Annotated in this window: 18 protein-coding genes and 1 pseudogene; 13 read left to right on the top strand and 6 right to left on the bottom strand. The window is 73.6% G+C overall.

Annotated features, from left to right (window positions below):
• Positions 1–33 precede the first annotated feature (33 nt).
• From IH44_RS0107845 to IH44_RS44015, 8 genes are all read left to right on the top strand, one after another.
• Positions 34–1,164: an acyl-CoA dehydrogenase family protein gene (locus tag IH44_RS0107845; RefSeq protein ID WP_030458695.1), complete on the top strand. Its 1,131-nt coding sequence runs from the start codon at positions 34–36 to the stop codon at positions 1,162–1,164.
• A gap of 4 nt (positions 1,165–1,168) precedes the next feature.
• Positions 1,169–2,467 (top strand): GNAT family N-acetyltransferase, encoded by a 1,299-nt coding sequence (locus IH44_RS0107840; RefSeq protein ID WP_198544964.1) that lies wholly within the window; start codon positions 1,169–1,171, stop codon positions 2,465–2,467.
• A complete protein-coding gene (locus tag IH44_RS0107835; RefSeq protein WP_030458693.1) occupies positions 2,454–2,909 on the top strand; it encodes a type II toxin-antitoxin system RatA family toxin in 456 nt (151 codons plus the stop codon). Before IH44_RS0107840 ends, IH44_RS0107835 begins: the two co-directional genes overlap by 14 nt.
• Complete coding sequence (locus IH44_RS0107830) at positions 2,906–4,189, top strand: aspartate aminotransferase family protein (protein ID WP_035954320.1); 1,284 nt, start codon at positions 2,906–2,908, stop codon at positions 4,187–4,189. The genes IH44_RS0107835 and IH44_RS0107830 overlap by 4 nt, the downstream gene beginning before the upstream one ends.
• A gap of 112 nt (positions 4,190–4,301) precedes the next feature.
• A complete protein-coding gene (locus tag IH44_RS0107825; RefSeq protein ID WP_030458691.1) occupies positions 4,302–4,625 on the top strand; it encodes an acyl carrier protein in 324 nt (107 codons plus the stop codon).
• Positions 4,622–5,875, top strand: coding sequence for a beta-ketoacyl synthase (locus IH44_RS0107820; RefSeq protein WP_030458690.1), 1,254 nt, complete (start codon positions 4,622–4,624; stop codon positions 5,873–5,875). Before IH44_RS0107825 ends, IH44_RS0107820 begins: the two co-directional genes overlap by 4 nt.
• Positions 5,876–5,901: 26 nt before the next feature.
• Positions 5,902–6,957 (top strand): SDR family oxidoreductase, encoded by a 1,056-nt coding sequence (locus IH44_RS0107815; protein ID WP_030458689.1) that lies wholly within the window; start codon positions 5,902–5,904, stop codon positions 6,955–6,957.
• A 62-nt stretch (positions 6,958–7,019) separates the two neighbouring features.
• A complete protein-coding gene (locus tag IH44_RS44015) occupies positions 7,020–7,505 on the top strand; it encodes a hypothetical protein (RefSeq protein ID WP_232794856.1) in 486 nt (161 codons plus the stop codon).
• Here IH44_RS44015 and IH44_RS0107810 read toward each other — a convergent pair.
• The 5 genes and pseudogenes from IH44_RS0107810 to IH44_RS0107790 all read right to left on the bottom strand — a co-directional run bounded on the left by IH44_RS0107810 (position 7,394) and on the right by IH44_RS0107790 (position 14,470).
• Positions 7,394–8,356, bottom strand: coding sequence for a glycoside hydrolase family 11 protein (locus tag IH44_RS0107810; protein ID WP_369794914.1), 963 nt, complete (start codon positions 8,354–8,356; stop codon positions 7,394–7,396). The two genes, IH44_RS44015 and IH44_RS0107810, sit on opposite strands and share 112 nt — an antisense overlap.
• 523 nt (positions 8,357–8,879) lie before the next feature.
• A pseudogene (locus IH44_RS49350) lies at positions 8,880–9,884 on the bottom strand (polysaccharide deacetylase family protein); the annotation flags it as partial.
• Between the two features lie 426 nt (positions 9,885–10,310).
• Entirely contained in the window at positions 10,311–11,480 is a 1,170-nt protein-coding gene (locus IH44_RS42490) for a hypothetical protein (protein WP_030458686.1), read from the bottom strand.
• Positions 11,481–11,959: 479 nt separating this feature from the next.
• A complete protein-coding gene (locus tag IH44_RS0107795) occupies positions 11,960–13,225 on the bottom strand; it encodes an FAD-binding protein (RefSeq protein ID WP_051816660.1) in 1,266 nt (421 codons plus the stop codon).
• Positions 13,226–13,438: 213 nt separating this feature from the next.
• Entirely contained in the window at positions 13,439–14,470 is a 1,032-nt protein-coding gene (locus IH44_RS0107790) for a LacI family DNA-binding transcriptional regulator (protein WP_030458684.1), read from the bottom strand.
• A 155-nt stretch (positions 14,471–14,625) separates the two neighbouring features.
• Here IH44_RS0107790 and IH44_RS0107785 point away from each other — a divergent pair, with 155 nt between their 5' ends.
• The 5 genes from IH44_RS0107785 (at position 14,626) to IH44_RS0107765 (ending at position 20,783) form a co-directional block, all read left to right on the top strand.
• Positions 14,626–15,915 (top strand): ABC transporter substrate-binding protein, encoded by a 1,290-nt coding sequence (locus IH44_RS0107785; RefSeq protein WP_030458683.1) that lies wholly within the window; start codon positions 14,626–14,628, stop codon positions 15,913–15,915.
• Between the two features lie 11 nt (positions 15,916–15,926).
• A complete protein-coding gene (locus tag IH44_RS0107780) occupies positions 15,927–16,862 on the top strand; it encodes a carbohydrate ABC transporter permease (protein ID WP_030458682.1) in 936 nt (311 codons plus the stop codon).
• Positions 16,862–17,680 (top strand): carbohydrate ABC transporter permease, encoded by an 819-nt coding sequence (locus IH44_RS0107775; protein ID WP_030458681.1) that lies wholly within the window; start codon positions 16,862–16,864, stop codon positions 17,678–17,680. Before IH44_RS0107780 ends, IH44_RS0107775 begins: the two co-directional genes overlap by 1 nt.
• An 8-nt stretch (positions 17,681–17,688) precedes the next feature.
• Positions 17,689–20,073, top strand: a complete 2,385-nt coding sequence (locus tag IH44_RS0107770; RefSeq protein ID WP_030458680.1) for a glycoside hydrolase family 3 N-terminal domain-containing protein — start codon at positions 17,689–17,691, stop codon at positions 20,071–20,073.
• Between the two features lie 134 nt (positions 20,074–20,207).
• On the top strand, positions 20,208–20,783 hold the full coding sequence (locus IH44_RS0107765) for an NUDIX hydrolase (RefSeq protein WP_051816659.1): 576 nt from the start codon (positions 20,208–20,210) through the stop codon (positions 20,781–20,783).
• Between the two features lie 63 nt (positions 20,784–20,846).
• Here IH44_RS0107765 and IH44_RS0107760 read toward each other — a convergent pair whose 3' ends face one another.
• Positions 20,847–22,001 carry an endo-1,4-beta-xylanase gene (locus tag IH44_RS0107760; protein ID WP_030458678.1) on the bottom strand — a complete coding sequence of 385 codons (1,155 nt, stop codon included), beginning with the start codon at positions 21,999–22,001 and terminating at the stop codon, positions 20,847–20,849.
• Between the last annotated feature and the right edge of the window lie 219 nt (positions 22,002–22,220).

Raw genomic sequence — 22,220 nt, 5'->3', positions numbered from 1 at the left:
AGCCTCCCGACCGCAGCCCCGAAGGACGTGCCCGTGAACTTCCTGCACCGCGAACGCGCCGAACTCGACGCGCTCATGCCCGGGTTGGACCAGGCGCTGGCCCGCCACCCGCTGGCCGAACTGGAGCAGGCGCCCAGCCCGGCGATCGCCGCGTTCAAGGCGGCCGGCGGCCCCGGGCTGCTGGTGCCCGCCGCGAACTCCGGCGCCGGGGCGAGCGCGCTGCAGGCCGTCCGGGTGCAGCGGGCGGTCGGCGCCCGCTGCCCCTCGCTCGCGGTGGCCACCACCATGCACCACTTCTCGGTGGCGGGCCTGGCCGCGGCCGCCGAGTACGGCGACGGCCTGGCCGGGGCGCTGCTGGAGAGCGTCGCCAAGCAGCGGCTGCTGCTGGCCTCCGCCTTCGCCGAGGGCCGCCCCGGCCGGAACATCCTCACCCCGCACCTGACCGCCGAACGGCACGGCGACCGGATCGTGCTCAACGGCAGCAAGATGCCGTGCAGCCTCTCCCGCTCGATGGACCTGCTGACCGCCTCCGTCGCGCTGACCGGCCCGGACGGCGTGCCGCGGCTGGCCGTCGCGCTGATCCCCGCCGACACCCCCGGCATCACCGTCCACCCGTTCTGGGGCACGCCGATCCTGGCGGGCGCCGAGAGCGACGAAGTCCGGCTCACCGACGTCGAGTTGGACCCGAGCATGGTGGTGGCCACCGAGGTCACCGCCGACGCCGTGCCGGACGCGCTCAACGTGGCGGGCTTCCTCTGGTTCGAACTGCTGCTGACCGCCGGCTACCTCGGCACCGCCAGCGCCCTGGTCGAACGCGCCCTGCGCCGCCCGGGCGCCGCCGAGGACGACCCGACGCCGTACCTCGTCCCGGTCGAGGGCGCGATGCTGGCCGTGGAGGCCGTCGCCCGGGCGATGGCCGACGAGCCCTGGGACGAGGCCCTGCTGGTCCGGGCGCTCACCGCCCGCTACGCCGCGCAGGACGCGATCGCCGAGAGCACCCGGGCCTGCCTGGCCGCCCTCGGCGGGATGTCCTTCGTCCACTCCCCGGACGGCTCCTACCTCGCCTCGGCCGCCCTCGCCCTGACCTTCCACCCCCCGGCCCGCACCAGGATGGCCCGCCCGCTCCGGGAGCACCTCGACGGCCGCCCGCTGCGGATCGGCTGACCCGGTGGGACGCGCGACCGGCCACCGGGCCGAGGTGCTGCGCAGCATCGACCAGCTGCCGCCCGGCAGTTGGGAACGGCTCGCCCCCGCGGGCGACCCGATGTGGTCCCGCGGCGTCTTCCGCGCCCTGGAACGCAGCCGGGTCGGCCCGTCCGGCTACGCCTACCTGACGGTGCGCCGGGGCGCGGAGACCGTCGCGGTGCTGCCGCTGTGCCTCTTCCGCGACCTGCGACTCGACCGGATCGTCGGCCCGCGGGAACGCCGCCTGCTCGCCCCGCTGCGCCGCCACGCGCCCCGCCTGCTGCGGGTACCGATGCTGTTCTGCGGCCACCTGCTCGGCCAGGGCCACGTCCTGGCGGCCGAACCGCTGGACGGCCCGGCCGGGGAACTGCTGGTCTCCGCCGTCCTCGACTTCGCCCGCCGCGAGCGGCTCGGCACCGTCGTCCTCAAGGACTTCGCCGGGCCCGACCTGGCCCCGCTGCGCGCCCCGCTGACGGCGGCCGGCTTCTTCCTCGTCCCCAGCCTCCCGGACACCGAACTCGCCCTCCCCGCCGACTCGTTCGAGCAGTACCTGGCCGCCCTCCCGGCCAAGCCGCGCCGCAACGCCCGGGCCAAGATCCGCCGCTTCGCCGCCCGCCCCGGCCTGCGGATCGAGGTGCTGGCCGACTTCGCCCACCTGCTGCCCGCCGTGCTCGCCCTCTACGGGCAGGTGATGGACCGGGCCGACCAGACCCTGGACGTCCTCGACCACGCCTTCCTGGCCGCCGTCGCCGAGGACCCGCTCAGCCGCCTGGTCGCCTGCTTCGAGGGCGAGCGGCTGGTCGGCTTCCTGCTCTGCCTGTTCACCCCGGGGGCCCTCTTCACCGCCGGGGACGGGGAGGCGGCCGTCGCCGGGGCCGGGGACGGGGTCGTCGCAGCGGCCGCGGCGGGCGCGACCGGGGCCCGGATCGGGCTGGACTACCGGCTGGCCCACGACGCCGCGCTCTACCACAACCTGCACTACGCGGCCGTCCGGCTGGCCATGGCCGAGGGCTGCCGGCACATCCGCTTCGCCCAGACCGCGTACCTGCCCAAGGTGGAGCTGGGCTGCGCCCTGGTCGAGCAGTGGCACGCGATGACCCACGTCCGGCCGCTGCCCCGGGCCCTGCTCCGCCGGCTCCTGCCGCCCGCGCTGACCGCCGCCCGCGACCGGGCGCTCGGCCCGCACGGCCCGCTGGGCCCGCACGGCGGCGCCCGGCCCGCACCCCCGCACCCCCGGGCCGAAGCCCGCACCGAAGAGAGGCCCCCGCATGCCGCACGTTGAAGTGGAGCTGCCCGTCGCCGCGGCCCCCGAGGACGCCTGGCCGGTGGTGGTGGACGTCCTCGGCTACCCCGCCTGCATGGAGAGCGTCGACTCGGTCGAACTCGTCGAGCAGCCCGACGACCGGCACCGCACCACCGCCTGGTCGGTCCGGCTCAAGGGCTCGGTGCTGCGCTGGACCGAGGCCGAGGTGATCGACCACGCCGCCCGCCGCTTCGACTTCGCGCAGACCAGCGGCGACCTCGGTGCGTTCACCGGCCACTGGTCGGTGTCGCCCGCCCCCGGCGGCGGCAGCACCGTCGCCCTGCACGTCGACTTCGACATCGGCATCCCGCTGCTCGCCGAGATGCTCGACCCGGTCGCCGCGGACGCCCTGCGGGAGAGCGCGGCCCAGATGCTCGGCGCCCTCGAACAGCGCCTGCTGCTCCAGGGAGCCGCCCGATGACCACCACCACCGGCCCGGCCACCGGCCCGGCCGCCGACCCCGCCGCGGTCTTCGACCGGCTGCGCCGCCACTTCTCCCCGAAACTCGCGCTGACCGGCGGCTTCGCCGGGCGCGGCGCGGTGGAGGCGGCCGGCGACGGCTGCCGGGTGACGCTCTCCGACGGCCGCACCGCGCTCGACTTCGGCTCCTACGCGGTCACCCTGCTCGGCCACCGCCACCCCGCGGTCACCGCCGCCGTCCGGGCCCAGCTGGACACCATGCCCACCGCGACCCGCAGCCTGGCCAACCCGGTCACCGCCGAGGCCGCCGCCCGGCTCAGCGGCTACCTCGGCGACGCGCTCCCGAAGGTCTACTTCGGCCTGAACGGGGCCGACGTGGTCGAGGTCGCCGTCAAGCTGGCCCGGCTGGCCACCGGCCGCCCCCGGGTGCTGGCGGTGCGCGGCGGCTTCCACGGCAAGTCGCAGGGCGCCCTCGCGCTCACCCACAGCCCGCTCTACCGGCGCGGCCTGCTCGGCTGCGAGGTCGACGTCGTGCACGTGGACGCCGAGGACCCGGCCGCGGTCGGCCGGGAGACCGCGGGCGGCGAGGTGGCCGCGATCGTCCTGGAACCCGTGCAGGGCGAGAACGGCGCGCTGCCGCTGCCCGCCGACGTGCTGCGCCAGTGGTGCGCGGACGCGGCCCGGGACGGCGCCTTCGTGATCGCCGACGAGATCCAGTGCGGCCTGCGCCGCTGCGGCGAACGCTCGGTCGCTCTCGCCGAGGGACTCCCGGTGGACGCGGTGCTGCTCGGCAAGCCGCTGGGCGGCGGCGTCGTCCCGCTCTCCGCACTGCTGTGCTCGGAGCGGCTGTACGCGCCGCTGGCCGCCGACCCGTTCCTGCACTCGGCGACCTTCGGCGGCCACCCGCTGAGCTGCGCCGCCGTCCCCGCCGCCCTCGACGCGATCGAGGAACTCGCCGACCACGGACGCGAGTTGGCCGCCCTGCTGGACGCCGAACTGACCGGCCTGCACGCGCGCCACCCCGAGGTGGTGCGGGCCGTTCCCGGCCGCGGCCTGCTGCGCGGCCTGGACTGCGCCTCCCCGCAGGCGGCCGGCTCGATGGTGCTGGAACTGGCCGCCGCCGGGCTGCTGGTCTCTCCGTGCCTGAGCCGACCGACCACCGTCCGGCTGCTGCCGCCGCTGATCGCGACCGCGGCCGAACTCGCCGAGGCGGCCGCGGCCCTGGATGCCGCGCTCACCGCCACCGGCCGCGCCCTGCGGCCGACCGGCACCACCGGCTGACCCCGGCCGGCCCACGGGGAACCCCGGCCGGGACCGGCCGGCGCACGGGACAACGGCCGGGACCGGCCGGTACGGAGCACGCCGCCCGGTGCGGCGAAAGGAGCGAACGCAGGTGCCCACGCGAGAGGAACTGGCCGTGACGGTCAGGACGGTCATCTCCGACGTCCTCGGCACGGAGCCGGACGCACTGCAGGAACGGACCAGCCTGGCGGACGACCACGGCGTCGACAGCCTCGAACTCATGGAGATCGGCGCCCGGTTGGAACGGGCGCTGCACCTGCGGATCGACCCGGACGACCTGCTCTCGGCCCGCGACGTCGGCCACGCCGTCGACCTGCTGCACGCCCGGCTGGCCGATCCGGCGGCCGCGGCCCCCCGCAGCCGGCCGGCCGGCGCGGTGATCGACCTGGTGCCCGCCCCGGAAGGCGCCGCGTGAACCCGCGCGACCGGCACCCCTCGGGCGGCCACCGGGTCGCCGTCACCGGCATCGGCCTGAAGACCCCGGTCGGCCACACCCTCGACGAGGCGTACGCCGCCGTCCTGGCCGGCAAGCCCGCCGCGACCCGCCTCGACCGGCTCGTCGAAGCCGGCCTGCCCGTCCACATCGCCTGCCTGGTACCGGAGTTCGACACCGAGCCGTACCTCAGCCGGCGCGAGGCCCGGCAGATCGACCGCCCCGCCCGGCTGCTGCTGTGCGCCGCCGCCGACGCGCTCGCCGACGCCGAACTGCCCGCCGGACAGCCGCGCGAGCGGATCGGCGTCCAGATCGGCACCGGCATCGGCGGCCTCACCAGCATGGAGGAGGCCACCGCCGGGTACGTCCACCGCCCCCGCGACCTGCCCGTGCACACCGTCCCGCGCACCATGGCCAACTCGCCCGCCTGCCGGGTCGCGCTGCGCCACGGCTTCCAGGGCGTCTGCACCACCTACTCCAGCGCCTGCGCCAGCGGCGGCACCGCGCTCGCCGAGGCCGCCCGCCGGATCCGGCACGGCGAACTGGACGTCGCGGTGGCCGGCGGCGTCGACGCCGCCGTCAGCACCGTCGTGCTCGGCTCCTTCGCCCGGATGCGCGCGCTTTCCCTGCGCAACGACCGACCCGCCCTCGCCAGCCGCCCGTTCGACGCCGACCGGGACGGCTTCGTGATGGGCGAGGGCGCCGTCGTCCTCGTCCTCGAACGCTGGGAGGCGGCCCGCGCCCGCGGCGCCCGGATCCACGGCGAGATCGCCGGGTACGCCGAGAACTGCGACGCCTTCCACATCGCCGCCCCGCACGAGGACGGCGAGCTCGCCGCCCGCTGCATGCGCGCCGCCGTCGCCGACGCCGGACTCGCCCTCGCCGACATCGGCCACATCAGCGCCCACGGCACCTCCACCGTCCCCGGCGACCGCGCCGAGGCCCGCGCCGTCGCCCGCTGCTACGGCGCCGAACCGCCGCCCGTCACCGCGATCAAGGGCGTCACCGGCCACCTGATCGGCGCCGCCGGGGCCCTGGCCGCCGCGCTCGCGCTGCGCTGCGCCGCCGACGGACTCGTCCCGCCGATCGCCAACCTGCGGGCCAGCCCCGAAGCCGACCTGCTCGACCTCGTCCACCGCACCCCGCGCGCCGTCGCCCCCGCCCCCGTGCTCTCCAACGCCTTCGGCTTCGGCGGCCAGAACGCCTGCCTGGTGCTCGCACCCCCGACCTGACCCCGCCCCTCGGATGGAGCCAAGCAATGCGAGTCCTGCTCACCGGGGCGACCGGAGTGGTCGGCACCGAACTCGCCCACCAGCTACGGGCCGCCGCCGCGGCCCACGGCCGCCCGCTCGACCTCGTCCCGGTCTCCCGCCGCGGCGAGCACACCGTCCGCTGGCGGATGGGCACCGAACCCCCGCCCGCCGAACTCACCGGCCACTGGGACGTCGTCGTGCACGCCGCCGCCAGCACCCGCTGGACCCTCGGCCGGGACCAGGCCGCCGCCGCCAACCTCGACCCGCTGCGCGCCGTCCTCGCCCTCGCCGACCGCGACACCCACCTCGTCCAGGTCTCCACCGCGTACGTCGGCGGCGACCGCAACCCCGAGGACCTGCGCGGCAACGAGTTCGAGGGCTACCGCAACGGCTACGAGTGGTCCAAGGCCCGCTGCGAGGACCTCGCCCGCGCCCACCACCCGGGCCCGCTCACCCTGGTCCGCCCGCCGCTGGTCGTCGGCCGCCGCGCCACCGGCGAGATCGCCCGCTTCTCCGGCCCCTACACCATGCTCCAGGCCCTGGTCTCCGGCACCGCCGCCGTGGTCGTCGGCGACCCGGCCGGCCACGCCGAGATCAGCCCCGTCGACGAGGTGGCCGCCGCCCTCACCGCCGCCGTCCTGGACGCCCCGCCCGAACGGCCCCGCACCGAGGTGATCGCCGCCGGACCCGACAGCCTCGACCTCGACACCCTGCTCGACGTCATCTGCACCACCCTCAACGACTTCCGCGCCGCCCACGGCGCCGCCCCCGTCGCCCGCCCGCCGCTGGTCCCCGTCGACAGCTGGAACCGCTTCTTCCTCCCGCTCTGCGACCAGTACCTCTCCCCGATCCAGAGCCAGGCCGTCAAGCTCCTCGCCATGTTCCAGAGCTACACCAGCATGCGCCGCCCCTTCACCCCCACCTGGAAGGTCCCCGACCCGGCCACCGCCATGGCCGCCTCCGTCCACCACTGGGCCACCCGCCGCCCCCACCTGGCCCTCGCCCGCCCCCAGCCCTGGACCCTCCTCGGCCCCGGCCGGCCGGGAACGGCCGCGCCGTAGAATCGCGCGGAGGGCGGAGCGCCGGGCCGGGACTCCGGCACCGGCGCGGGGGAGGGGCCAGGATGTTCGGCAGGATCTTCAGCAGGATGTTCGGTGGGAGGCTCGGTCCGAGCGAGAAGCTCAACGATCTGGTGGCGCAGCTCAGGCCCGACCTGAGCCGGGAGTCGCTCGGTGTCGGGCCCGACTTCCCGGGCGTCGTCCCGAACCCGCTCCTGAGCAGTGAGGCCCGCAGGCGCAGTGCGGAACTGCGCACGGGGGAGCTCGCGTTCGGCGTTCTCGTCGACTGGCGGGAGGTCAGCAGCGACGGCAGTCCACGCGTGGTCCTGATGCTCGACGTGGAGACCGCCGACGGCAGCTCTTTCCGCGGTATCGCGGACGAGGACCTCACGATCACCGAGCTCACCCGGCTCGCCCCGGGACAGACGATGCCCGTGCGCTACCGGCCGCTGACGGTGGGCCAGGTGGTGGAGCCGTTCTTCATGATGGTCATGCCCCAGTTGTTGCCGGCGCCGTTGGGGGTGGCGACCAGGGTCTGGGCGTCGGGGTAGCTGGCGTTGGTGTTCCAGGTGGCGCTGACCTTCTCCGGGGAGGGGACCTTGACGGTGACCTTCCAGTTGCTGGAGCCGGTGACGGAGACGTTCAGGTTGTAGCGGTCGCTCCAGGAGTCGCCCGCGGAGAGGGACGCGGTGCAGCTCCCGCCGGTGCCACCGCCGCCCGTGCCGCCGCCACCGGTGCCACCGCCGCCGGTGGAGGAGCCGAGGGTGATGTTGGAGTTGCCGCTGCTCTGGTAGCCCTCGGTGGCCAGGATCTCGTAGTTCATGCTGCCGAGGTTCATGCCGTGCTGGGCCCAGGCGTCGAAGTGGTTGCCGACCGTGATGGTGCCGCCGGTCCGCTTCGACTGGCGGACGCTCCAGTACTGGTTGAAGGTCTTGTTGCCCTCGATGGAGGGGGCGTTGTAGCGGGTGGTCTCGTAGATGTCGTAGGTGCCGCCGTCGGTGGTGACGGTGCCCTTGTAGGTGCCGGTGGGCTTGTAGGAGCCGTAGTTCTCGACCACGTAGTACTCGACCAGCGGGTTGGTGGTCCAGCCGTACAGCGACAGGTAGGCGTTGCCGTTGGTGCTCCAGGTGCCCGAGTAGGTGACCGGGTTGCGCGAGCCGGTGCTCCAGCCCTTGCCCGCCACGAAGTTGCCGACGTTGCTCCAGGAGGTGCTGTAGTTGCCGCCGCCGTTCAGTGACATCGAGGACGAGCCGTTGCCGTCGCTCCAGAACGAGTAGAAGTACCCGCCGTCGTTGCCGGTCTGGTTGCTGCTGATGGTCGCCGCGTCGGCGGTGCCGGGCAGCAGGACGACCGCCGCGGCGGCCAGCGGGAGGATGCGGGCGGTGCGGACCAGCCGCGACAGGCGGCCGGCGCTCTTGGGGTGGGGGAGGGTCACGGGTCGAGATCCGTTCTGCGAGGGGTGGGGGTGGGGGATGCCGCTCTGCGCCGGGCCCGGTCCGTCGTCAACAGGCTTGCACCGGGCGCAGGTTGGCGGGCACGGCCTGGATCCGCGGCCGTACGGACTTGTCGACGGCGCCAGTGTTGGGCGGCCCCCGACGGGCTGTCAACTCTTTCGACAGGATTTCCGAATGCGTCGATCGCCGGGCTGTGGCAGGCGCGTGAGCAACTCTGCTGGTCAGCGCGGAATTTGCCGAGGGGTGGCGCGGGGAGTCGAACGCGGATCGGGCGCTTTCGATGGCGTCCGGCCGGGGTATGCGGCACAATTTTCGGCAAGAGGTGGTCGAAACTTTCGAAGCCGAGGAGGGGTGGGCCGGGGCCGGCGGCCCGGTGCGGCAGGAGCGGAGGAATTCCCGGCGGAGCGGTGGTGCGGTGCACCGAATGGCCCGCGCCGGTGAATTCCATCCGCCGCTTTTCCTTTTTACTGGGCTGACGGTGGGCCAGGTGGTGGAGCCGTTCTTCATGATGGTCATGCCCCAGTTGTTGCCGGCGCCGTTGGGGGTGGCGACCAGGGTCTGGGCGTCGGGATAGGTGGCGTTGGTGTTCCAGGTGGAGCTGACCTTCTCGGGGCTGGGCACCTTGACGGTGACCTTCCAGGTGCTGGAGCCGGTGACGGCGACGTTGAGGTTGTAGCGGTCGCTCCAGGAGGCGCCGGCGGAGAGGGTGGCGGTGCAACTCCCGCCACCGGTCCCGCCGCCCGTGCCGCCGCCGGTGCCGCCGCCGGTGCCGCCGCCGTTGTCGGTGGGGGCGACGGCGCGGCCGGTCTGCGGGGAGATCATGCCGGCGCACAGGCCGCGGGAGGCCAGGTTCTGGGCGATCTGCGGGATGGCCGCCAGGGTGTTGGCGGGCCACTCGTGCATCAGGATGACCTGGCCGTTGCCGAGCCGGCCGACGGCCTGCACGATCGCGGCGGTGCTGGCGCCGTTCCAGTCCTGCGAGTCGACGTCCCAGATCACCTCGGTCAGGCCGTACTTGGCCTCGACCGCCTTCAGGGTCGCGTTGGTCTCGCCGTACGGCGGGCGGAACAGCTTGGGGGTGCCGCCGCCCGCGTTGGCGATGGCCGACTGGGTGTTGCCGACCTCGGAGTCCATCTGGGCCTGGCTCTCCTGGACCAGGTGGGGATGGGTGTAGCTGTGGTTGCCGATCCACATCCCGGCCGCCAGCTCGGCCTGGACCTGGGCCGGGTAGGAGGCGGCGAACTGGCCCTCGTTGAACACGGTGGCCCGCAGCCCGTTCTGCTTGAGGGCGTTCAGCAGCGCCGGGGTGTGGTCGTTGGAGGGGCCGTCGTCGAAGGTGAGCCCGACGTAGCCGGTGCAGGTGGCGGCCCGGGCGGGGGCCGGATCGACGGCGGAGACGGTCAGGGCGGCCGCCGCGGTGGCGACGACGGCCAGCCCGGCGATCAGCGGGCGCGGCGAAAGACTGGCGATGCGCATGGGGGTGCGACTCCTCGTGGTTCGCTGGGGAGCCCGGGAGGCGGATGGAACCGGCGACCCGGCTCGACTGGGGGGAAGTCGGCGACGGCCGACTGCGAAGAGTTTTGACCCGGGCAGTTCGGGTGTCAATGTTCCGGTTGAAACTTTCTGCCGATATTCGATCGGCGCCGGTAATGATGCCCGGAAGCGGCCCTGCGGTCGGCCGGAAAAGGCGGGTGATTCGACCGGTGCGGCGCGGAACGCGCGGTCCGGGCGCGGCGCGGGCGCGACCGATCGGCGCCGATCGCCTTTCGGCCGGTGCGGCGGGTGTGGCGGGCGCGGCGGGCGTGGCCGGTGCGGCGGGACGCCCGGTGCCGGTCGGCGTCCGGCGTTCGGTGCCCGTCGACGGGTGGTCAGGCTTGACGCGTGGTCAGGCTTGACGCGTGGTCAGGTCCGGCGGGTGAGGCTCCAGTCGTGGTTCGCCCGGACGCGGAAGAGCCCCGGCCCCGGGAGTTCCCCCGTCAGGTCGCACGTGCCCTTCCCGCTCACCAGCCGGGCCCCGGCGGTGAGTTCCCCGGTGAGCTCCTCGACCCAGCAGGACCCGCTGCCGCGGTGGCTGAACCGGATGGCGGCCGGCCCGCCCTCGTGGCGGAAGACGTACCGCCCCTTGAAGGAGAGGCTCCGCTCCAGGACCGGCACGTGCTCCAGCGACTGCAGCCACAGCTGCCACGGCCCCCGCTTCTCCACCCGCAACCGGACGTGCTCGCCGCCGTCCGGGGGCAGCAGCACCATCGTCCGCTCCAGCGCGTGCGGCATGACCAGGGTGCTGCCGCCGGACCCGCCGGCGCCGTCGACGAGGTGGACCTCGCCCTCGTAGGACGAGCGGATCACCAGCAGCGCGGGCTCGGCCGGATCGGGCCGGTGCAGCCTGACCTCGCGCTCGCCCCGGCCCTCGGCGCGGTGCGCCGTCCTGGTGCCGGGCGGCGGGGTCTTGTACGGCCGCCAGGGAGCGCCGGCCCCGACTGCCGGGGGTGGCTGGACGGCTGCGGGGCGGGGCGCCGGGGGACGGGCGGCCCGGGACGGCCGCCGGTTCGGGTGGCGGGCGGTGGTGGCGGGCGGCAGCCCGTCGGAGAGGCGGGCGGCGTCGGCCGCGCAGACCGGGACCGGGCGGGTCACGCCGTCGGGCGGCGACCACGGGAACTCGGTGGTGGCCGGGCCGTGCCGGGGGTCGAAGAAGCACGGCGGACGCCGGTCCGGCACCGGCCGGCCGGTCCGCCGGGCCTCGGCGCGGGCGAGCGCGTGCCGCCCCTCCGCCAGGGCGCGCACGACGTCCTCGGCGTCCGCGCGGTCGCGGTCGCCGACGAAGTCCCGCTTGGCGCGTTCGTAGGCGTCCAGGGCGCGGCCGTAGTCGGCGAGCGCGGTCTCGTCCGCTGCCTCGTTCGCGGTCTCGTTCGCGGTCTCGTCCGCGGTCGGTCCGGAGGGGAGGGCGGAGGTGAACTCGTACCGGGCGAGCGCCTCGCCGAAGGCGGTGATCTCGGCGTCGATCTGCGCGAGTTCGTCCGCGCGCCGGCGCCGGAAGAGGCCCAGGAAACCCCTGCCGCGACTGCCGCTCCCCACCGGTGCCCCCTGTGCCGTGCCGTGCTGCGCTCTGCTCTGCTGCCGTGTCTGCGCCGCATCCTAACCAGCGGTCCGCTGACCGGACGGGCGGTGGTCGGCGGTGGCGGTGGGCCCGGCGGCCCGGGCCGGGGCACCGGCCGGTCGGCCCGGCTGATCGAAGGCTTGCCGCCATGCCCCGGCCGTACAGCCGTGCGCAGCCATGCCGCCATGTCGTCATGTCGCTCTGCCGCCCGGGGGCTCGCCGCCGGGCGGTCTCTGCGCGCCAAGGCCCGGCTGCCGGGCGGGAGTTCGGATCGGCCGTCGGCTGGTTCCGCGTCGTTGCGGGCCGACGGCCGACCGGCCCGTCCGCCGCCGCGCCGCGACCGGGTGTCCGGGGGCGGCGGGCAGGGGCGGGCGCCGTCGGCCGGGCGGCGAAGCGGGGGGCTGCCCGGTCGGCGGAAGCGGTGGGGGTGGGGAGGGAACAGGGCGGGCGGGGCGGATCAGCGGGCGGCGCCGGCCAGTTGCTCGGTGAAGCGGTTGGCGAACTTGCCTGCCGGGTCGAGTTCCCGGCGCAGCGCCAGGAAGTCGGGGAGGCGCTCGTAGCCGGTGGTGGCGCGGTCGGCGAGGGTGATCTTCCCCCAGTGCGGGCGGCCGCCGAGCGGCAGCAGGGCGCGTTCGACGGCGGCGAGGGCGGGGGCGACGGCGGTGGGGTCGGGCTTCCAGGTGAAGTGGAAGGCGGTCGAGTCGCGGCCGTACGAGGGGCTCAGCCACAGGTCGTCCGCGGCGACCGTGCGGATCTCGGAGATGTGCAGCACCGGCGCCAACTGTGCTCCCAGCGAGCGCAGTTCGGCGATCGCGGCGCCCGCGGCGGCGCGCGGCAGCAGGTACTCGGACTGGAGCTCGGCGCCGCTGCTGGGGGTGAACTCGGGGCGGAAGTGCGGCAGTCGCTGGTGCCAGGGGCCGGGGACGCCCAGCTGCGGGGTGCAGGTGGCGGCGGGCATGCCGGGCACCGGGTGCTCGGGGTGGGCGGCGGGCCGCGCGCCGGGGACGGCGGCGGGCGGGGTGCCGTCGTCGAGCTGCTTGACCCAGACCCGGCCGGTGTCCGAGCCCCAGTCGGTGAACAGGCTGACGCTGTACCCGGCGGCGTGGATCTCGTCCCGGTGCGCGGCGTAGTCGGCGAGCGCGAGCCTGGTGTGGACGTACTGCCGGACGTCGAAGGCGGGCACCACGTCCAGGGTGAGCGCGGTGACGATGCCGAGCGCGCCCAGGTGGACGATGGCGCCGGGGTGGGCGGTGGTGCGCAGTTCGCCGTCGGCGCCGACGACCTCCAGGGAGCGGACGGCGGCGGCGAGCGAGCGGCGGGTGTCGCCCGAGCCGTGGGTGCCGGTCGCGGTGGCGCCGGCCACCGAGATGTGCGGCAGCGAGGCCAGGTTCTCCAGGGCCAGGCCGGCCGCGTGCAGGGCGGTGGCGAGTTCGGCGTGGCGGGTGGCGGCGGAGACGGTGACGCTGCGGGCGTCGGGGGCGATCTCGATCCGGGTGGGCAGGCCGTCGAGCCGGACCAGGTCGCCCGCGGTGTCGGCGACCGGGCTGAACGAGTGCCCGCTGCCCAGCGCCCGGACGCGGTCGCTGCGGCGGACCAGTTCGCGCAGCTCGTCCACGCTGCGGGGCCGGTGGACGGCGCGGGCGCCGAAGGCGAGGTTCCCCGCCCAGTTGGTCAGCGGGCCGGTGCCGGTCGGGTCGGTTCCGGTCGGGTCGGTGGTCGTCATCGGTGCACCCCCAGGGGGTCGGTGCGGGGCGCCCGGCGTACGGCCGTTCCCATTTGCAATGGCAAGCTACAAATTAGTCCGCCGAGGTCAGCGAGGCAAGGGGCGGGAAGTGTCGAAAGTTTCGAAGAGCTGCCCCGGCCGGGGCGCCGAGGCCCGTCCCGCCCCCGCTCAGGACGCCGAGGCCCGTCCCGCCCAGGCTCAGGACGCCCCGGCTCAGGACGCCGCGGGCCCGGGCGCCACCGTGCTGGAGCGCACCACCAGGGTGGTGGAGAGTTCGAGGCGGGTGGGGGCGGCGGTGGCCTCGCCGCTGCGCAGGGCGAGGATCAGCCGGGTGGCCTGCTCGGCCATCTCGCGCAGCGGCTGGCGGATGGTGGTCAGCGCGGGGCTGGTCCACTGGGCGATGTCCAGGTCGTCGTAGCCGACCACGGAGAGGTCCTCGGGCACCCGCAGGCCGCAGACCCGGGCGGCCTCCATCACGCCGAGGGCCTGCAGGTCGCTGCCGGCGAAGATCGCGGTGGGCCGGTCGGGCAGCTCCAACAGCTGCTTGGCGCGGGCGAGTCCGCCCTCGGCGTGGAAGTCGCCGAAGGCGATCAGCGCGGGGTCGATGTCGAGGCCGGCCATCGACATGGCCGAGCGGTAGCCGTCGAGCCGGGCCAGCGAGCAGAGGGTGTCCTCGGGGCCGGTGACGATGGCGATCCGGCGGTGGCCGAGTTCGATCAGGTGCCGGGTGGCGGCGAGGCCGCCGGCCCAGTTGGCGGAGCCGACCGAGGGGATGTCCGGGTCGGGGTTGCCGGCCGGGTCGATGATGACGAACGGTATGGAGCGGGCCCGGAGTTGGCGCTTGAGCTCGGGCGGGAGGCTGGAGAAGACCAGCACCACGCCGAGCGGCCGGCGGCGCAGCACCGCGTCGATCCAGCCGGGTCCGGGGGCGTGCCGGGAGCCGCTGTGGGCGACCACCACGGCGGCGCCGTGCTCGTTGGCCACGGTCTCGACGCCGCGCAGGAGTTCCATCGCCCAGAGGCTGTCGAGCTCGTGGAAGACGATCTCGATCAGCGGCGCCTCGCCGCCGTTGCGGGCGGCGCGCTGGTAGTCGTGCTCGCGCAGGACCCGCTCGACCCGGCCGCGGGTGGACGCCGAGACGTCGGTACGTCCGTTGAGAACCTTCGAAACCGTCGAAACGGAGACCTCGGCCTCTCTCGCGACGTCCGCGAGGGTGACTCGTCCCAGTTCATCGCCCTTTTCCATGCACGCAGCATAGGGCACGGGCGGTGCGGGTCCAGCCCCGGATCACGCTTCAGTAACCCTCGGTACGAGGGGTTGACCCGCAACATGCTCGCAACTTAGCGTCCGGGCCAGGCAGTTATTTCGGGACTTGGCTCGAAACTTTAGGAGACTCTCCGATGAAGAGACGCGCTTTCGCGGTGGCCCTCGGCCTTTCCCTGGCGACGGTGGGCGTGACGGCCTGCAGCAGCGGTTCCACCGCCGCGGGCGGCTCCAACACCATCCACGTGCTGGTCTACGGCGACGCCAGCAACAAGGTCGAGAAGCAGATCGTCGAGACCTTCAACAAGACCTCGAAGGTCAAGGTCGTGCTGGACACCATCCCCGGCGCCGACTACCAGTCCAAGCTGAACACCGTCATCAACACCCCGCAGGCCCCGGACATCTTCTTCAACTGGGGCGGCGGCAGCATCCAGCCCTACGTCAAGGCGGACCTGCTGCTCCCGCTGGACGACATGATCGCCTCGGACCCGGGCCTGAAGAGCAACTTCCTCCCCTCGGTGTTCAACACCGCGGTGATCGACGGCAAGTCGTACGGCATCCCGATGCGCGGCACCCAGCCGGTGCTGCTGTTCAACAACAAGAAGGTGCTGGCCGACGCGGGCCTGAGCGTCCCGAAGACCTGGGACGAGCTGCTCAACGCCGTGACCGTCCTCAAGGGCAAGGGCGTCACCCCGTTCGCGCTCGGCGGCGGCGACCAGTGGCCGACCCTGATGTGGTACGAGTACGTCTTCGACCGGGTGGCCGGCCCCGACCTGTTCCAGAAGGCGCTGTCCGGCGACAAGACCGCCTGGGAGAGCCCGGAGTCGAAGAAGGCGCTGGGCATGCTCAAGCAGCTGGTCGACGCGGGCGCGTTCGGCTCCAACTTCGACTCGGTGAAGTTCACCGACGGCGGCTCCCCGGCGCTGCTGGCCAAGGGCAAGGCCGCGTTCGAGCTGATGGGCTCCTGGGCGTACGCCACCCAGCAGGACGCCAACCCGGACTTCGCCAAGAACGACCTCGGCTACAGCAACTTCCCGGCCGTGGCCGGCGGCAAGGGCGACCCGGCGGACGTGGTCGGCAACACCAACAACTTCTACTCGGTGCTGAAGAAGACCAAGCACCCCAAGGAAGCCGCCGAGTTCCTCAAGCTCATGTACTCCGACGAGTTCGTGAAGGCCCAGCTGGCCATCGGCAACCTGCCGACCACCACCAACACCGAGCAGTTCCTCGACACCTCGGCCAGCCCCGACTACTCGAAGTACCAGTACAACCTGGTCAAGGCCGCCCCGTCGTTCCAGCTCTCCTGGGACCAGGCGTACCCGCCGGCCGCCACCACGCCCATCCACACCGCCGTGCAGCAGTTCTTCAACGGCAAGCTCGACGTGGACGGCTTCATCAAGGCCATGCAGGCCTTGCCCGCCTCCTGAGACGAAACTCCATGAGTACTTCCTCCCTCGGGTCCGGGTCCGGCCGCAGCGCGCGCGCCGGACGCCGGGCCGGTGTCGGGGTGACCCGCCCGGGCCTGGTCTGGGCGGTTCCCGCGACCGTCTTCTTCCTGCTGTTCGCGCTCCTGCCGCTGGTGCTGGTCGCGGTGCTGTCCTTCACCAGCTGGGACGGCGTGGGCGCCCCCACCTTCAACGGCCTGGACAACTGGACCAAGCTGCTGCACGACCCGGTGATGACCCAGAGCATCTGGCTCACCCTGGTGCTCACCGTGGCCGGCGTCGTGGTGCAGACCCCGGTCAGCATCCTGCTGGGCGTGTGGGCGGCCGGGCACCAGCGCAACCGGGCCGTGCTGTCCGCGGTCTTCTTCATCCCGCTGCTGCTGTCCGCCACCGCGATCTCGGTGGTCTGGCGGGCCATCCTCGACCCCAACTTCGGCGTCCCCTCGCAGATGCAGTGGCTGTTCGGGGACGGCAACCTGATGGGCTCGCAGAGCGGCGCCATCGCCGTGCTGACCTTCGTCGGCATGTGGCAGTGGACGCCGATGCACGCCCTGCTCTACCAGGGCGGCGCCCGGGCGATCCCGCAGGTGCTCTACCAGGCCGCGTCCATCGACGGCGCCGGCAAGGTCCGGCAGTTCCTGCACATCACCCTGCCGCAGCTGCGCAACACCATGATCACCTCGGTGATCCTGATGCTGGTCGGCGGCCTCACCACCTTCGACACCGTGCTGATCCTGACCCAGGGCGGCCCGGGCACCGACACCACCAACAGCGCCTTCTACATGTACCAGCAGGCCTTCAAGAGCTTCGACTTCGGCTCCGGCTCGGCCATCGCGCTGGTCCTCGTGGTGGTCGCCACCCTGATCTCGCTCGCCGTCGTCCGGCTCTCCGGCTACGACAAGATGCGCGGCACGACGGAGGGACTGTGATGCGCAGGCGTCCCAACTACCTCGCCGGGCTCGGCTCGCTGGTCTGGCTGGTCGTCGTCGGCTTCCCGCTGTACGTCCTGCTGATCTCGACGTTCCGCACCCGCTCCAGCTACTCCTCCGAGGGCCCGCTCAGCTTCCCCGAGCACCTGACCCTCAAGAACTACGTCGACGACTTCTCCAACGGCTTCGGCCAGGACTTCCTCAACACCGTGATCGTCACGGTGAGCGTGGTCGCCATCGTGCTGCTCGTCGTGCCCCCGCTGGCCTACGCGATCGTCCGGGCCCAGGGCAGGACCATCAGCACGGTCTTCCGGATCTTCCTGCTGGGCCTGGCGATCCCCGCCCAGGCCGTGATCGTGCCGATGTTCTACGTGATCAGCAAGGCCGGACTGTACGACCACCTGATCGGCATCATCCTGCCCACCGCGGCGTTCTGCCTGCCGGTGTGCACGCTGGTGCTGACCGGTGCGATGCGCGACATCAGCAACGAGCTGTACGAGGCCATGGCGATGGACGGTGCCACCCCCTGGCGGGTGTTCTGGCAGATGGTCGTGCCGCTGTCCAAGGGCGGCCTGTCCTCCATCGTGGTCTTCTCGGCGCTCCAGGCGTGGAACGGCTTCCTGTTCCCGCTGATCCTCACCCAGTCGGAGAGCACCAAGGTCATCACCCTCGGCCTGTACAACTTCCAGACCGAGCACGGCGTCGACGTGCCCGGCCTGCTCAGCGCCGTCGTGCTGTCGATGCTCCCGATCTTCATCGTCTACCTGTTCGCCCGTCGCGCCTTGGTCCAGGGCCTCATGGGCGTCGGAGGAAAGTGACCGCCGAAATGACCGCCGAACTGGCCGCCGAGACGAACCCGGCCGCACCCACCGCCCCCTCCGCCTCCCGCTGGCGCGACCGCGCGCTGACCCCGGCGGAGCGCGCGGACGCCCTGATCGCCGAGATGACGCTCCCCGAGAAGCTCGGCCAGCTGGTCGGCCTCTGGGTCGGCGCCTCCGACGAGGGCGGCGACGTCGCCCCGCACCAGCACGACATGGAGGAGCCGCCCGACCTCGACGACCTGCTCCCGAACGGCCTGGGCCAGCTGACCCGCCCGTTCGGCACCGTCCCGGTCGACCCGGCGCTCGGCGCGCTCTCGCTGGCCCGCAGCCAGCAGCGGATCGCCGCCGCCAACCGGTTCGGCATCCCCGCCCTCGCCCACGAGGAGTGCCTGGCCGGCTTCGCCGCCTGGGGCGCCACCGCCTACCCGGTGCCGCTGTCCTGGGGCGCCACCTTCGACCCCGACCTGGTCCGCGAGATGGCCGCCGCGATCGGCCGCGACATGCGCTCGGTCGGCGTCCACCAGGGCCTGGCGCCCGTCCTGGACGTGGTCCGCGACGCCCGCTGGGGCCGGGTCGAGGAGACCATCGGCGAGGACCCGTACCTGGTCGGCACGGTGGCCACCGCCTACGTGCAGGGCCTGGAGTCCGCGGGCATCGTCGCCACCCTCAAGCACTTCGCCGGATACTCCGCCTCCCGCGCCGGACGCAACCTCGCCCCGGTCGGGATGGGCGCCCGCGAGCGCGCCGACGTCATCCTGCCGCCGTTCGAGATGGCCGTCCGCGAGGGCCGCCCGCGCTCGGTCATGCACGCCTACACCGACACCGACGGCGTCCCCTCGGCCGCCGACGGCGAACTGCTCACCGGGCTGCTGCGCGACACCTGGGGCTTCGACGGGACGGTGGTCGCCGACTACTTCGGCATCGCCTTCCTCAAACTGCTGCACGGCGTCGCCGGGGACTGGGCGCAGGCCGCCGCCCTCGCCCTGGACAGCGGCGTCGACGTGGAACTGCCCACCGTCAAGACCTTCGGCGAACCGCTGCTGCGGGCCGTCCAGGACGGCACCGTCCCCGAGGCGCTGATCGACCGGGCGCTGCGCCGGGTGCTGACCCAGAAGGCCGAACTCGGCCTGCTCGACGAGGACTGGCAGGCCGTCCCCGCCGTGCTGGCCGGCCGGCCGCTGGACGACCCGCGGGCGCTGCGCGGCACCGTCGACCTGGACCGGCCGGAGAACCGGCAGCTGGCCCGGGAGATCGCCGAACGGGCCGTGGTGCTGCTCAGCAACGACGGAACCCTGCCGCTGCGCGCCCCGCGCCGGATCGCGCTGATCGGCCCCAACGCGGACACCCCGACCTCGGTGCTCGGCTGCTACGCCTTCCCCGTGCACGTCGGCAGCCAGCACCCGGACACCCCGGTCGGCATCGAACTGCCCACGCTGCGCCAGGCGTTGGCGGCCGAGTTCCCCGGCAGCGAGATCTGGACGGCGGCCGGGTCGGGCATCGACAGCACCGACACCTCCGGGTTCGCCGAGGCGCTCGAGACCGCCCGCCGGGCCGACGTGGTGATCGTCGCGCTCGGCGACCGGGCCGGCCTGTTCGGGCGCGGCACCAGCGGCGAGGGCTGCGACGTGGAGCTGCTCGAACTCCCCGGCGTGCAGCGGCAGTTGCTCGACGCGCTGCTGGACACCGGCAAGCCCGTCGTCCCGGTGCTGCTGGCCGGGCGCCCCTACGCGCTGGGCCGCGCCGTCACCGAGGCGGCCGCCCTGGTGCAGACCTTCTTCCCCGGCGAGGCCGGGACCGAGGCGGTCGCCGCCGTGCTCAGCGGCCGGGTCAACCCGTCCGGCCGGCTCCCCGTCAGCATCCCGGCCCGCCCGGGCGTGCAGCCCTCCACCTACCTGGCCGCCCGCCTCGCCGGGCCCAGCGAGGTCTCCAGCACCGACCCGACCCCGGCGTTCGGCTTCGGGCACGGCATCGGCTACACCTCCTTCGACTGGAGCGAGCTGGCCGTGGAGAACGAACTCGCCCCCACCGACGGCGCGTTCACCCTCTCCTTCACCCTGCGCAACACCGGCGACCGGGCCGGCAGCGAGACCGTCCAGCTCTACCTGCACGACCCGGTCGCCAGCGTCGTCCAGCCGGTGCAGCGCCTGATCGGCTACCGCCGGATCGCCCTGGACGCGGGCGAACACACCCGCGTCGAGATCACCGTCCCCGCCGACCTCGCCTCCTTCACCGGCCGCGACGGCCGCCGGACCGTCGAACCCGGCGCCCTGGAACTGCGGATCGCCGCCTCCAGCACCGACCCCCGCCTCACCGCCACCGTCCACCTGGACGGCCCGACCCGCACCCTCGACCACACCCGCCACCTCCACGCGGCCTTCCGCACCGCCTGACCCCTCCCACCCGCACCACCACCCCGGCCGCGTCCCTCCCCGAACTCCCCGGAGGGCCGCGGCCGGGCGTGCTCCAGCCGTGCGGACCGCGGCCACCGGCGACGAGGGACCACCCGGCGCCGTACAGTCCGGGCATGACCGACACCACCGCCCCGTGGCACGCGACCGAACGCACCACCGTCTTCAGCAGGTTCGGCCGGTCCGTGGAACGCGTCGACTACGTGCTGCCCGACGGGCGGAGGGAGGAGTTCTACCTCAAGCGCGAGCGCCCGGCCGGCGCGGTGCTCGCCCTCACCCCCGACCGCCGCGTCGTCCTCGCCCGCCAGTACCGCCCGGGACCCGACCGCGTGCTCCACGAACTGCCGGGCGGCTTCCTCGAACCCGGCGAGGAGGCGCTGGACGCCGTCGCCCGGGAACTGCTGGAGGAGACCGGCTACCGGGGCGAGGTCCGCGCGGCCGGACCGTACTGGCACGACGCCTACTCCGACGTCCGGCGCTTCGCCTTCTTCGCCACCGACTGCGTCAAGGTCGCCGAACCGGCCCCGGAACGCACCGAGTTCATCGAGGTCGTCACCCTTCCGCTGGAGGAGTTCCGCACCCGCGTGCTCCGCAGGGGCGGGCTGACCGACACCGCCGCGGCCTACCTCGCCCTGGACGCGCTGGACCTCCTGCGGCCGGGGGCCGGCGGCCCGGAGCCCGGCCCGGCGTGAAGGGGCCCGCCGGGCGCCCCGTGGGGGTGGGCGCTCCGGCGGGCCGGTCGGTGGGGAAGGGGGTTACTTGCCGTTGTGGCGGGCGTTGCCCGCGGCGAGGGCGAGGTCCTGCTGGAGGGCGTAGTAGGCGGGCTTCGGCTTCATGGCCACGTCGTAGAGCAGGCCGTAGCCGGTGCCGGCGAAGGTGCCGGGGATCCAGGAGTCGCCGTCGTAGACGCCCCAGGCGGTGAACGAGATGCACTGGCGGACCAGCTGGCAGCCCTTGAGCATCTCGGAGAACTCGAACGGCTGGGCGAAGGCGGCCAGTTGGCTGGTCGGGACCTGCTCGGTCGAGTTGTTGACGAAGGTGCGGACGTCGGCCTCGGTGACGGCGACCTTCAGGCCGAGGTCGCCGTAGGACTGGAGGTCGGCCTGGAAGCGCTGGGCGTCGAAGCCGTACTGGGTGTCGAGGTGGCCCTGCTCGCCGATGCCGTTGACGGGCACGCCCTGGGCGACGAGCTTGGCGAAGAAGTCGTGGACGGCCTGGAACTTGGCGTTGGTGCCGTCCTGTCCGGCGATGTTGTAGTCGTTGTAGAACAGCAGGGCCTTGGGGTCGGCCTGGTGGGCCCAGCGGAAGACGTCGGCGATGACGCCCTCGCCCAGGTTCTTGATCCAGAAGTCGTCGCCGTTCAGGCCGTTGGGCAGCGGGTTGGGGTCCCAGGAGTTGGCGAAGACCTCGTTGGCGACGTCCCACTGCCAGATCTTGCCGCGGTAGCGGGTGACCTCGTCGGTGACGTGCTTGCGCAGGATGTCGCGGAGTTCGGCGGTGCCGATGGTGCCGTCGGCGACGCCGGTGGTGAGCCAGGACGGCAGCTGGTTGTGCCACAGCAGGGTGTGGCCGCGGACGCTCTGGTCGTTCTGCTGGGCGAAGCGGACCAGGCGGTCGGCGGCGGCCCAGTCGTAGGTGCCCCGGGTGGGCTCCACGGACTCCCACTTCATGGCGTTCTCCGCGGTGACGACGGAGAACTGGTCGGCGACGATCTTGGTGTAGGCGGCGTCGCTGCCGAGGTGGGCGTCGTCGACGGCGGTGCCGATCCGCAGGTCCTGGCGCGCGCCCAGGGCCCGCAGCGAGTCGTCGGCCCGGCCCTTCTCCCCGCCGGCGGCCGCGACCGCGGACGGGACGAGCATGAGGACGGCGGCGGTGGCGGCGGCGGCCGCGAGCTGACGGCGTAGCTTCACAGCGAACTCCTTGGTGCGGGGGTGCTGGGGGTGGGGAAGGGACGTCAGATATTTCGAAAGTTTCGAAATCTCGATCGAACTTCCAAGAAGCTAGTGCCGGAAATCCGCCCCAGTCAATAAGGCTGCACGCAGCAGAAGTTGGACGAATCGTCAGGTTTGCCGTCGCCCCGGGCCGGATGGGCTGGGAAAACGCCGGAGCGTCCGGACGGCAGGAGTTTC

Origin of the sequence: Kitasatospora sp. NRRL B-11411 (assembly GCF_000721345.1) — a bacterium.
GTDB classification, from domain to species: Bacteria; Actinomycetota; Actinomycetes; order Streptomycetales; family Streptomycetaceae; genus Kitasatospora; species Kitasatospora cineracea.
This window is presented reverse-complemented; position numbering and strand designations above follow the sequence as displayed.